The sequence below is a fragment of the Paracoccus marcusii genome, from assembly GCF_028621715.1.
Classification (GTDB): Bacteria; Pseudomonadota; Alphaproteobacteria; order Rhodobacterales; family Rhodobacteraceae; genus Paracoccus; species Paracoccus marcusii.
Genome location: NZ_CP117466.1, coordinates 315,001 through 326,775, shown reverse-complemented (window position 1 = coordinate 326,775; position 11,775 = coordinate 315,001). Strand labels below are relative to the sequence as shown.

General features: G+C 67.7%; 11 protein-coding genes (1 of these 11 only partly in view). 9 read left to right on the top strand and 2 right to left on the bottom strand.

Annotated elements, in window-relative coordinates:
• Positions 1–239: 239 nt before the first annotated feature.
• Entirely contained in the window at positions 240–467 is a 228-nt protein-coding gene (locus PRL19_RS01565; RefSeq protein WP_045982882.1) for a DUF1127 domain-containing protein, read from the bottom strand.
• 338 nt (positions 468–805) lie between these two features.
• Between PRL19_RS01565 and PRL19_RS01560 the strand changes: the two genes are divergently transcribed.
• From PRL19_RS01560 to murD, 9 genes are all read left to right on the top strand, one after another.
• The gene (locus tag PRL19_RS01560; RefSeq protein WP_127899077.1) at positions 806–1,897 is read left to right on the top strand and encodes an Mrp/NBP35 family ATP-binding protein; all 1,092 of its coding nucleotides are present in this window, start codon (positions 806–808) and stop codon (positions 1,895–1,897) included.
• A 630-nt stretch (positions 1,898–2,527) separates the two neighbouring features.
• Positions 2,528–3,040, top strand: a complete 513-nt coding sequence (locus PRL19_RS01555) for a division/cell wall cluster transcriptional repressor MraZ (protein WP_045982884.1) — start codon at positions 2,528–2,530, stop codon at positions 3,038–3,040.
• 3 nt (positions 3,041–3,043) lie between these two features.
• A complete protein-coding gene (rsmH, locus tag PRL19_RS01550) occupies positions 3,044–4,006 on the top strand; it encodes a 16S rRNA (cytosine(1402)-N(4))-methyltransferase RsmH (protein ID WP_273743672.1) in 963 nt (320 codons plus the stop codon).
• Positions 4,006–4,365, top strand: a complete 360-nt coding sequence (gene ftsL / locus PRL19_RS01545) for a cell division protein FtsL (protein ID WP_173404292.1) — start codon at positions 4,006–4,008, stop codon at positions 4,363–4,365. Before rsmH ends, ftsL begins: the two co-directional genes overlap by 1 nt.
• Positions 4,362–6,191 (top strand): peptidoglycan D,D-transpeptidase FtsI family protein, encoded by a 1,830-nt coding sequence (locus PRL19_RS01540; RefSeq protein WP_045982887.1) that lies wholly within the window; start codon positions 4,362–4,364, stop codon positions 6,189–6,191. The genes ftsL and PRL19_RS01540 overlap by 4 nt, the downstream gene beginning before the upstream one ends.
• Positions 6,188–7,687, top strand: a complete 1,500-nt coding sequence (locus tag PRL19_RS01535; RefSeq protein ID WP_273743671.1) for a UDP-N-acetylmuramoyl-L-alanyl-D-glutamate--2,6-diaminopimelate ligase — start codon at positions 6,188–6,190, stop codon at positions 7,685–7,687. The genes PRL19_RS01540 and PRL19_RS01535 overlap by 4 nt, the downstream gene beginning before the upstream one ends.
• On the top strand, positions 7,684–9,054 hold the full coding sequence (locus PRL19_RS01530; RefSeq protein ID WP_045982888.1) for a UDP-N-acetylmuramoyl-tripeptide--D-alanyl-D-alanine ligase: 1,371 nt from the start codon (positions 7,684–7,686) through the stop codon (positions 9,052–9,054). The genes PRL19_RS01535 and PRL19_RS01530 overlap by 4 nt, the downstream gene beginning before the upstream one ends.
• A gap of 4 nt (positions 9,055–9,058) precedes the next feature.
• Positions 9,059–10,141 carry a phospho-N-acetylmuramoyl-pentapeptide-transferase gene (gene mraY, locus PRL19_RS01525; RefSeq protein WP_046001410.1) on the top strand — a complete coding sequence of 361 codons (1,083 nt, stop codon included), beginning with the start codon at positions 9,059–9,061 and terminating at the stop codon, positions 10,139–10,141.
• Between the two features lie 30 nt (positions 10,142–10,171).
• On the top strand, positions 10,172–11,578 hold the full coding sequence (gene murD, locus PRL19_RS01520; RefSeq protein WP_273743670.1) for a UDP-N-acetylmuramoyl-L-alanine--D-glutamate ligase: 1,407 nt from the start codon (positions 10,172–10,174) through the stop codon (positions 11,576–11,578).
• A 3-nt stretch (positions 11,579–11,581) separates the two neighbouring features.
• Here murD and PRL19_RS01515 read toward each other — a convergent pair whose 3' ends face one another.
• Positions 11,582–11,775, bottom strand: partial view of an enoyl-CoA hydratase gene (locus PRL19_RS01515; protein ID WP_273743669.1) — the 3' end only. The gene runs 568 nt beyond the window's last position; 194 of the gene's 762 nt are visible here — the last part of the coding sequence; its start codon lies off the right edge, out of view; its stop codon occupies positions 11,582–11,584.

Sequence of the window (11,775 nt, the reverse complement as noted above, 5' to 3'; positions counted from 1 at the left end):
AGGAGGAGAGGACCGGGCGTATCAGCGTGCCGCGAATGGGGCGGCTATGAAACTTTTTGCGGCGACCCCTGGGAGGGAGGAGTGGGGCCGCCGCCTGGCACGTGAACCCGGGGAGGAGGATCGGGTTCCAGTGCGTCTTTTGGGCGGCACCCTCCAGGGAGGAGGAGAGGAGGATGCCGCCGGTCCCGGACCCAGGGAGGAGGAGAGGGCCGGGAATGCAAATTCTTGGTGTCCCAGAATTACTGGGCCGAACCCCATGCCGCTTCGTGCGCCAGGCGGGTGATCATCGAGCGGCTGATGCCCAGATCGTCCAGATCGCGGGTGGTCAGGGCATTCAGTTCGCGCACGGTCTGGCGGTAAACGGCGCGGCGGGCGCGGTTTTCCTGCATCCGCTGGATCGCGCTCAGCAGGCGGCCACGCAGGCCGGCGTCGGCGGTGGCGTTGTGTGCTTGGGCGATAACAGCCATGGTCGTATCCTTTCGGTTCATCTCGTCTGCGCCGTTCCCGGATTGGCCCGGCGTTTCGTTGAGTTGAAGATGGCCCCATCGACGGCGTTTCACAACGGATGGTTTCGTAATGCTGCCATGCAGCAATTGCATAGCCAAGGCTGACCTATTGCCTTCTTTAACGATGAATTAACGACATAAAATTGACACGATACATCTGTTAGCGATCACGCCGCGGGCGCAAAAATCATCTGTTTGAAAGCGGTTAGCGCCGTGCGGTACGGATTGTCGCAGGGGGTGTTGAGGGTCCCGTCTCTATGCTTCATGCTGCCGGGCGAACAAAGACACAGGTCCCTCACATGCCCGTCACACGCGAAACGATCCTTACGGCAATCTCGGATATTGCCCTTCCGCAGGGAGGGACGCTGGGTCAGGCCGACCTGATCCGCGCGCTGACCATCGACCAGGAGACGGTGCGATTCGTGCTGGAGGTCGAGAATGCGGCCACCGCGCAGGCCATGGCCCCGGTCGAGGCCGAGGCCCGTGCCCGGCTGGAACGTATCCCCGGTGTGGCCAAGGTCCAGATCGTCATGACCGCCCCCGCCAAGCCCGCGCCGCCCAAGGCCGTATCCGGGCAGGGCGCCGCCCCGTCCCTGAAGATCGGCGGGCATCCCACGCCCCAGGCCGGTCCGCAGGCGATTCCCGGCGTGCGCCACATCATCGCCGTCGGATCCGGCAAGGGCGGTGTCGGGAAATCCACCGTCACCTCGAACCTTGCCGTCGCCTTGGCGCGCGCGGGGCGCAAGGTCGGCCTGCTGGATGCCGACATCTATGGCCCCTCGCAGCCGCGGATGATGGGCGTCTCGGGCCGGCCTGCCAGCCCGGATGGACAGCGGATCGATCCGATGCATGCGCATGGCGTCACCGTCATGTCGATCGGCCTGATGCTGAAGGAGGGCGAGGCGCTGGTCTGGCGCGGCCCGATGCTGATGGGCGCGTTGCAGCAGCTGCTGCAGCAGGTGAACTGGGGCGAACTGGACGTCCTGCTGATCGACCTGCCGCCCGGTACCGGCGACGTGCAGCTGTCGCTGTGCCAGAAGGCCCCCGTCACGGGTGCGATTATCGTCTCCACGCCGCAGGACGTGGCGCTGCTGGACGCGCGCCGTGCGATCGACATGTTCGGCAAGCTGAAGACACCGGTCCTGGGCCTGGTCGAGAACATGTCTACCTATATCTGTCCCAAATGCGGGCACGAGGCGCATCTGTTCGGCCATGGCGGCGTCGCGGCCGAGGCCGAGGCGCTTAACCTGCCGTTCCTGGGCGCCCTGCCGCTGGAGCTTGAGGTCCGGCTGGCCGGCGATTCGGGACGACCGGTGGCCTTGGGCGATGGAGCCGTGTCCGAGGCGTATGCCCGCCTGGCCGACCGTCTGGTGCAGGGCGGCATCGCCTGATCTGCGCGAAATCCGGGCTTGCTTTGGGAATGCACGGGACGGTCGGGAAATTGCGGGAAGTAAGGCTCGAATGACCTCTCGATTTCGTGATCGTCCGTGATCTGTTCCAAAAGTTTTGCAACGCTGCCCGGATTTTCGACTTGCAGGGCTTTGAACTGTGGTGAAATGGACCCAGTGACCGGCAAAATGCGTTTGTTACTCGCCTTCTAGATGTAGTGTGGCTTTCGCGTCACGCCACCAAACTTTGCCGCATCACTGCCGCCTCTGCGGCATTTTTTGATTCGGGCTCAGGCAAAAGCTGCGGCGGAATGCGGCTGGTGGCCCAAGAATACCGTTGCTTCCCATGAAATCCCATGTCACAACCGGATCACGAAAACGGGCAGTTCAAGGGGCGCCAAGACCCCGGACAGGCGAAGCAGACTTCATACAGGCAACCGTTTTCCAACATAGCCGGCCCGCGTCCGCGAGCAGCACCTCCCCCAGGTGGCGTGCGACGGGTCGGCAACCAACCCCGCAAAGGGGCCCGGGTAAATCGGGAACGAGGGCGGCGGATCGGGCAGTGGCAGCGGCCCGATCCGCCCTTTCTCTTTCGGACGTCCCGAAAGAGCAGGACAGTGAGGGCGGGCCCAGGTGGCGCGGAAGTTCAGAGGCACCGAAACCGTCAAGGTCGATGGCAAGGGTCGGATGTCGATCCCGGCCCGGCTGCGCCGCGTGTTCGATGCCGGCGACCCGTCATTCTCGGGGACGAACACCGGGCGCACGCAGCTGGTGGCGGTCTATGGCCCTGACTGGTGGAACTGGCTGGAGCTGTACACCATCGAGGCCATCGAGCAGATCGACGAGCAGATCGACCGCCTGACCCGCGGCAGCCAGGAGCGCCGCTGGCTGGAGCTGCTGATGAACGGACAGTCCACCGACCTTGAGATCGACCGCGAGGGCCGCCTGGTCCTGCCCGCAAAGCTGCGCGACAGGCTGGGCTTTGCCGACGGGACCGAGACGATCTTTGAATCGCGCGGCGACTACATCCAGGTCTATCACCCCGAATCGCGTCCCAAGGACGTGCAGGCGCTGGAGGATTTCGCGGCCAGCAAGGGCCCCGAATTCGACCCCCGCGCCTTCCTGCAGCAATCCTCCGAGGGCTAGGGCATGGCGGATCCGCATATTCCGGTCCTGCTGGCGCCGCTGCTGCGCGCGACCGCACCCATCGGGGGCGTCTGGCTGGACGGCACGTTCGGCGCGGGCGGCTATGCCCGTGGCCTGCTGGATGCGGGGGCCGACCTGGTCATCGGCGTCGACCGCGATCCGTCGGTGTTTCGCATGGCCGAGGCATGGCGCGGCCAGTACGGCGACCGCCTGCGCCTGGTCGAGGGTACGTTTTCCGACATGGACGCCTTGGCCGGTCAGGCGCTGGACGGGGTGGTGCTGGACCTCGGCGTCAGCTCGATGCAGCTGGACCAAGCGGATCGCGGGTTCTCGTTCATGCGGGACGGGCCGCTGGACATGCGGATGGGCGGCGATGTGCCGTCCGCCGCGGACCTTCTGAACAGCGCCGAAGAATCGGACATCGCCGACGTGCTGTATCATTACGGAGAGGAGCGTGCCGCGCGCCGCATCGCGCGCGCCATCGTGGCCGCGCGCCCGCTGACCCGGACCACGCAGCTGACCCAGGTGGTCACCGGCTGCCTGCCGCGCGCCAAGCCGGGGCAGAGCCATCCCGCGACGCGCAGCTTTCAGGCGATCCGCATCTGGGTGAACGACGAGTTCGGTCAGCTGGTGGCGGGCCTGTCGGCCGCCGAACGCGCGTTGAAGCCGGGCGGCCAGCTGGCCGTCGTCAGCTTTCATTCGCTGGAGGACCGGATCGTCAAGCGCTTCATGCAGGCGCGGTCCGATGCGGGCGGCGGCGGCAACCGCTATGCGCCGGTCACGCAGGTCGTGGAGCCGGCCTTCCGCCTGCCCTTCCGCCGTGCGATCGGTCCCGACCCCGAGGAGCTGGACGTGAACCCGCGTGCGCGTTCAGCCTTGCTGCGCGTGGCCGTGCGCACCGACGCCGCGGCGGGCGCGGTCGATGCCCGGTCGCTGGCCATGCCGCATCTTCCGGGAGCTGCGTGATGCGGTCGTTGACCTGTCTGGCCTGCGTGCTGATGCTGATGGGACTGGCCTTCTGGGCCTATCGCGAGAACTATGCCACCCAGGCCGCCATCGGAGAGATGTCCCAGGTCCAGCGCCAGATCGCGGGCCTGCGCGAGGAGCTGGGCGTGCTGCGGGCCGAATGGGCCTTCCTGAACCGCCCCGACCGCCTGCGCCAGCTGGTCGACCTGAACTTCGACCGGCTGGAACTGGGTCCGGTCGAATCGGGGCAGTTCCTGGACCTGGACCACATCGACTATCCCAAGCCGCCCCCGCCGTCGGCCGACCTGGTCACCGACCTTCTGCCCGAAACCGATCCTGCCGAGGAGCCTCAGCCATGATCCGCACCCCCCTGCGCCCCCTGGCCCGCATCCTGAGAGCGCGCGAGCGCGGCGAGAACCCCGACGACATCGAGGCCGAGAACCGCCGCCGCCGCCACGAACAGATCCAGGACCGCGCCCGCAGGCGCGCCGAAGGTCGGCTGATCGTCATGGCGGGCTGTTTCATGCTGGCCTTCGGCACGGTCGCGGTGCGCATGGGGACGCTCGCCTCCAGCGCGGCGGCAGAACCGCGCGCGCAGGTGCTGTCGTCGCAGATCATCTCTCAGCGCGCGGACATCACCGACCGGCGGGGCAGGGTGCTGGCCACGAACCTGCTGACCCATTCGGTCTATGCCCATCCCCACCAGATGGTCGATCCCATCGGCACCGCGCAGGGCCTGGCCGAGATCTTTCCCGACCTGGACGTGCAGCGCCTGACCCGCGACTTCACCGGCAACCGCAAGTTCATGTGGATCAAGCGCAAGATCAGCCCCGAGCAGATGCAGGCCGTCCACGACCTGGGCGAGCCCGGCCTGCTGTTCGGCCCGCGAGAGATGCGCATCTATCCCAATGCCGACCTGGCCAGCCACATCCTGGGCGGGTCTGGCTTCGGCAGCGAAGGCGTGAACAGCGCCGAGGTCATCGGCGTCGCAGGCGTCGAGAAGGCGTTCGACGCCTGGCTGCGCGATCCCGGCAACGAGGGGGCGCCGCTGGCCCTGTCCATCGACCTGACGCTGCAGCAGGCGATGGAGGACGTGCTGGCCTCGGGCATGAACGTCATGAACGCCAAGGGCGCGACTGGCATCCTGATGGAGGTCGAGACCGGAGAGATCCTGGCCATGGCCAGCCTGCCCGATTTCGACCCCAATGACCGCCCCCGCCCGCTGCTGACCGGAGAGCCGTCGGACAGTCCGCTGTTCAACCGCGCCGTCCAGGGCCAGTACGAGCTGGGTTCGACCTTCAAGATCTTCCCGGTCGCGCAGGCGCTGGACCTGGGGCTGGTCAACCCCGCGTCGGGCATCAATGCTGCAGCACCCATGCGGATCGGCCGGTTCCTGATCAACGATTTCCACAATTACGGCAAGGAACTGAGCGTGACGGACGTCATCGTGAAGTCCTCGAACGTGGGAACGGTGCGCATCGCGCAGCTGATCGGGCCCGAGCGGCAGAAGGATTTCCTGGAGAAGCTTGGCCTGTTCGTGCCGACCTCCATCGAGATGGTCGAAGCCCCCACCGGTCAGCCGCTGGTGCCCACGCGCTGGCCCGCCGTCACTGCGGCGACGGTCAGTTTCGGCCACGGGCTGGCGGCCAGCCCGCTGCACCTGGCGGCCGCCTATGCGACGATCGCGAATGGCGGCAAGCGCGTGACGCCCACGCTGGTGCATGGACGACAACGCCCCGAGGGTGAACAGGTGCTGTCGCCCCGTGCCGCCGCGATGGCTGTCGACATGTTGCGCCAGGTCGTCACCCGCGGCACCGCCCGCCAGGCCGAGGTGCCGGGATACGAGGTCGCCGGCAAGACCGGTTCGGCGGACAAGCCCAGAGCCGCAGGCGGGTACTACGAGAACAAGATCATCGCGACCTTTGCGTCGGTCTTTCCGGCCAGCGATCCGAAATACGTCCTGATCACCATGCTGGACGAGCCGTCAACGACCATCAACGGGACTGCGGTGCGTACCGCAGGTCATACCGTCGCGCCCGTCGCCGCGGAAATGGTCCGCCGCATCGGCCCGCTGCTGGGGCTGGAGCCGATCACCGACGAAATCCTGCCGACGATCACCGCGCGCTTCGAACCGCGTGTTGAACCCGACGAGGAGGCTGCGGTAAGGCTCGTCGCAAATCAATGACGGGTGGGACTGTGGACAAGGACGACGTGACGCTGTCGCAGCTGGGGCTGCGCGCCCCCGGTGGGCGTGACCCGCGGATCACGGGGCTGTCCATCGACAGCCGCACGGTCAAGCCCGGGCACCTGTTCGCGGCCCTGCCGGGATCGGCCGTCCATGGCGGCGAATTCATCCAGTACGCGCTGCGCATGCAGGCCGCCGCCGTCCTGACCGACCGCCAGGGCGCCGAGATCGCCGCCGACGTTCTGTCAGGCTGGGACGGGGCGTTGATCGTGGCCGAGGATCCGCGCGCCGCCCTGGCCGGCGCGGCGTCGCTGTGGTTCGCCGATCAGCCCGCCCATGTCGTGGCCGTCACCGGCACCAGCGGCAAGACCAGCGTGGCCAGCTTCACCCGCCAGATCTGGCAGGCGCTGGGCCACAAGGCGATCAGCCTGGGCACTATGGGGGTCGAGGGCGATCACCAGGCAAAGCTTGCCCATACCACCCCCGATCCGCTGACCCTGCACCGCGTCCTGGCCGAGGCGGTCGCCGCGGGCGTCACCCATGCCGCGATGGAGGCCTCCAGCCACGGACTGGATCAGCGCCGCCTGGACGGGGTGCGGGTCGAGGCCGGGGCCTTCACCAATTTCAGCCAGGATCACCTGGATTACCACGCTGGCTTTGACGAATATTTCGCGGCCAAGGCCCTTTTGTTCAACCGCGTGCTGGAGGACGGCGCCGCTGCCGTCATCAACATCGACAGCCAGCGCGGCCGCCAGATGGCCGACATCGCGACCGATCGCGGCCTGGCCCTGACCACCGTCGGCACCGGAGAGGCCGCGATGCTGCGCATCCTGGGCCAGCGCTATGACGCGACGGGGCAGGATCTGCGGTTCTCGGTGATGGGGCGGGCGCATCTGGTGCGGCTGCCGCTGATCGGCGGGTTCCAGGCGGAAAACGTGCTGGCGGCGATGGGCCTGTGCCTGGCCTCGGGCGACAGCGCCGACGACATCCTGCGCGTGCTGCCGCAGCTGACCACCGTACGGGGCCGGATGCAGCTGGTCGCGCAGCGCGAGAACGGTGCGGCGGTCTTTGTGGATTACGCCCACAAGCCGGGCGCGGTGGTCGCGGCGCTGCAATCGCTGCGTCCGCATGTGATGGGGCGCATCGTCTGCATCATCGGTGCGGGTGGCGACCGCGACCGGGGCAAGCGCCCGCTGATGGGCGAAGCCGCGCGCGATCATGCCGACGTGGTGATCGTCACCGACGACAACCCCCGGACCGAGGATCCGGCCCTGATCCGTGCCGCCATCATGGCCAGCGCGGGCCCCGACGCGACCGAGATCGCCGACCGGGCCGAGGCGATCCTGCGCGGTGTCGATGCGCTGCAACCGGGCGACGCGCTGCTGATCTGCGGCAAGGGTCATGAGACCGGCCAGATCGTGGGGCAGGACGTCTATCCCTTCGACGATGCCGAACAGGCCTCGGTCGCGGTCGCGGCACTGGACGGACGGATATGACACTCTGGACATCCGATGACGCCGCCGCCGCCACCGGCGGGCGGGTGACGGCCGCATGGGCCGCGACGGGTGTGTCCATCGACACGCGCACCATCGCCCCCGGCGATCTGTTCGTCGCGCTGCAGGCCGACCGCGACGGGCATGATTTCGTGGCGCAGGCCCTGGCCAGGGGGGCGGCCGCCGCGCTGGTCAGCCGCATCCCGGACGGCGTGGCGTCTGACGCGCCGCTGCTGGTGGTGCCCGACGTGCTGCGCGGCTTGGAGGATCTGGGCCGGGCGGGCCGCGCGCGCATGACGGGCCGGGTCATCGCCATCACCGGGTCGGTCGGCAAGACCTCGACCAAGGAGATGGCGCGTACCGCGCTGGCGGGGCAGGGCGTGATCCACGCAGCCGAAGCCAGCTACAACAACCATTGGGGCGTGCCGCTGACCCTGGCGCGCATGCCCGCGAACACCGATTTCGCCATCATCGAGATCGGCATGAACCATCCCGGAGAGATCGCGCCCCTGTCGCGCATGGCGCGGCCGCATGTGGCGCTGATCACCACGGTGGCCGCCGCCCATCTGGAGGCCTTTGGCGCGATCGAAGGCATCGCCCGCGAAAAGGGTGCGATCTTCGAGGGGCTGCAACCCGTGGGTCACGCGATCCTGCCCGAGGATCTGCCCGTGACCCAGATCCTGCGGGATTGCGCGGACCGGGCCGGTGCGGTGGTCGTGGGTTTTGGCGAACATGGCGTGGCGCGTCCGCTGCGCATCGTGCCGCAGGACGGGGCGCTGTCCTGCCATGCCCGCATCATGGGCGACACGCTGGCCTTCACCCTGCCCACCACGGGGCGGCATTTCGCGATGAACGCCGTCGGCGTGCTGGCCGCGCTGGCGGCGGCGGGGGCCGACCTTGCGCAGGCGGCGGCACATCTGTCCGACTGGCACCCCCCGCAGGGGCGCGGCGCGGTCGAGACGCTGGGCGGCATCCGCCTGATCGACGACGCCTTCAACGCCAATCCGGCATCGCTGTCCGCGGGGCTTGCCACGCTGGCGGGCCTGCAGGGCGGGCGGCGCGTGGCGATTCTGGGCGACATGCTGGAACTGGGCACGGAAGAGGTCGCGATGCATCGCGCCGTGGCCGACGATCCCTCCATGGCCGCAATCGACCTGGTCCATTGTGCCGGCCCCCTGATGCGGCACCTGCACGAGGCCCTGCCTGCGGACAAGCGCGGGCAATGGACGCAAACGGCGGCCGAACTGGCCGCCCAACCCGACAAACTGATTTCCGCCGGCGACATCGTGCTGGTGAAAGGCTCGAAATCCTCACGGATCTCGATGGTGGTCCAGGCGCTGCGCGCCGGTGCCGCCCAAGACAAAGGATAATGCCATGCTCTACTGGCTCAGCAACCTGTCCGAGGGCGGGGATTTCTTCAACCTGTTCCGATACATCACCTTCCGGGCGGGGGCCGCGTTCTTCACCGCGCTGTTCTTCGGCTTCATCTTCGGACGGCCGCTGATCAACTATCTGCGCCGCGTCCAGAAGAAGGGCCAGCCGATCCGCGACGACGGCCCGCAAAGCCACCTGGCCAAGGCGGGCACGCCGACGATGGGCGGGTTGCTGATCCTGTCGGCGCTGCTGTTCTCGACCCTTCTGTGGGCGCGGCTGGACAACGGCTATGTCTGGATCGTGCTGCTGGTGACCGCGGGCTTTGCGATGATCGGATTTGCCGACGACTATGCCAAGGTGACCAAGCACAACACCAAGGGCGTCAGTTCGCGCATGCGGATGCTGCTGGGTCTGGGCATCGCGGCCTGCGCCGGGATCGCGGCGTCGCTGCTGCATCCCGCGGGGCTGACCAACCAGCTGGCATTGCCGATCTTCAAGGATGTCCTGGTCAACCTGGGCTGGTTCTTCGTGCCCTTTGCGATGATCGTGATCGTGGGCGCGGCCAATGCGGTCAATCTGACCGACGGTCTGGACGGGCTGGCGATCATGCCCGTGATGATCGCCGCGGGCACCCTGGGCATCATCGCCTATACGGTGGGGCGCGTCGACTTCACCGAATATCTGGGCGTCCACCACGTTCCCGGCAGCGGAGAGATCCTGATCTTTGTCGCCGCCCTGATCGGCGGGGGACTGGGCTTTCTGTGGTACAACGCCCCGCCGGCTGCGGTGTTCATGGGCGATACCGGATCGCTGGCCCTGGGCGGCGCGCTGGGCGCCATCGCCGTCGTCACCAAGCATGAGATCGTGCTGGCCATCGTCGGTGGCCTGTTCGTGGTCGAGGCCCTGTCGGTCATCATCCAGGTGCTGTATTTCAAGCGGACCGGCAAGCGGGTCTTCCTGATGGCCCCCATCCACCACCATTTCGAGAAGAAGGGCTGGGGAGAGGCGCAGATCGTCATCCGCTTCTGGATCATCGCGCTGATTCTGGCGCTGATCGGCTTGGCGACGCTGAAGCTGCGCTGATACCGTCCCGTTTTCGCAAGGAGCCAACCCATGATCCCCGTTCAGGGCGTCGAAGAACTGACCGTCGCGGTGCTGGGGCTTGGCCGGTCCGGCAAGGCGACCGCCGCGGCTCTGGCCGCGGGCGGGGCGCGGGTCGTGGCCTGGGATGACGGCGTCGATACGCGCGACGCGGCCCAGGCCGATGGCCTGAGCATCCTTGACCTGACGCGCGAGGCGAACTGGCAGTGCATCGCGATGCTGATCGTCAGCCCCGGCATCCCGCATCTGTATCCCCGTCCGCACCCGGCCATCGCGATGGCATGGCAGCTTGGCGTTCCGGTCGATAACGACATCGGCCTGTTCTTCCGCAGCTATGCGACCCGCGACTGGGACCAGTTCGATCGCGCGCCACGGGTGATCGCGGTCACCGGGTCGAACGGCAAGTCGACGACCACCGCGCTGATCCATCACGTGCTGGAGGAATGCGGCCGCCCCACGCAGATGGGCGGCAATATCGGCACGGGCGTGCTGTCGCTGGAGCCAGCGGTCGAGGCCGAGGTCGTGGTGCTGGAGCTGTCCAGCTATCAGACCGAACTGGCGCGGGCGCTGACGCCCGACGTGGCGGTCATGACCAACCTGTCGCCCGACCACCTGGACCGCCATGCCGGCCTGGGCGGCTATTTCGCGGCAAAACGGCGGCTGTTCTCCGAGGGCGGTCCGGACCGGGCCGTGATCGGCATCGACGACCCCGAGGGGTCGTATCTGGCCAACCAGCTGTCGATGGGTCCCACCGACGACCGGGTGATCCGGGTGTCGTCGGGACAGAAGCTGGACCGGGCGGCGTGGTCGGTCTTTGCGCGCAAGGGTTTCCTGTCCGAATATCGCAAGGGGCGGCAGGCGGCATCGATTGACCTGCGCGCGATGCAGGGCCTGCCCGGTGCGCACAACCACCAGAACGCCTGCGCAGCCTATGCCGCCTGCCGCGCGGTGGGCCTGGCGCCGCGCGAGATCGAGGCCGCGTTCCACAGCTTTGCGGGCCTGCCGCATCGCAGCCAGACGGTCGCCCAGATCGACGGCGTCCGGTATGTCAATGACAGCAAGGCCACCAACGTCGATGCCGCCGCCAAGGCGCTGCAGGCCTTTCCGCGAATCCGCTGGATCGCCGGAGGCCTGGGCAAGGAGGGCGGCATCGCGGCCCTGCAGCCGCATTTGGGCGCGGTCGCCAAGGCCTATCTGATCGGCCATTCCGCGCGCGACTTTGCGCTGGAGATCGGCCAGACCCCGTACGAGATCGCCGACACGATGGAGCAGGCCGTCGCCCGTGCCGCGGCCGAGGCCGAGCCGGGCGACACCGTCCTGCTTGCTCCCGCCGCCGCCAGCTTTGACCAGTATCCGAACTTCGAAAAGCGCGGAGAGCATTTCGTGGCGCTGGTCCAGGCACTGGCCGCAGGGGCCTGAAGGTCAGGTCCAGTTCGGCGGGCGCTTTTCCAGAAAGGCGCCGATCCCCTCGACCGTTTCGGGCAGGGCCATGTTCGTGCACATGACCTGCGCCGTGGCCGCATAGGCGGCGGCGGTTCCCTGTCCCAGCTGGTCGTGGAAGGCCCGCTTGCCCATGCGGATCACCTGGGGCGGCTTGGCCGCGATACTGTCGGCCA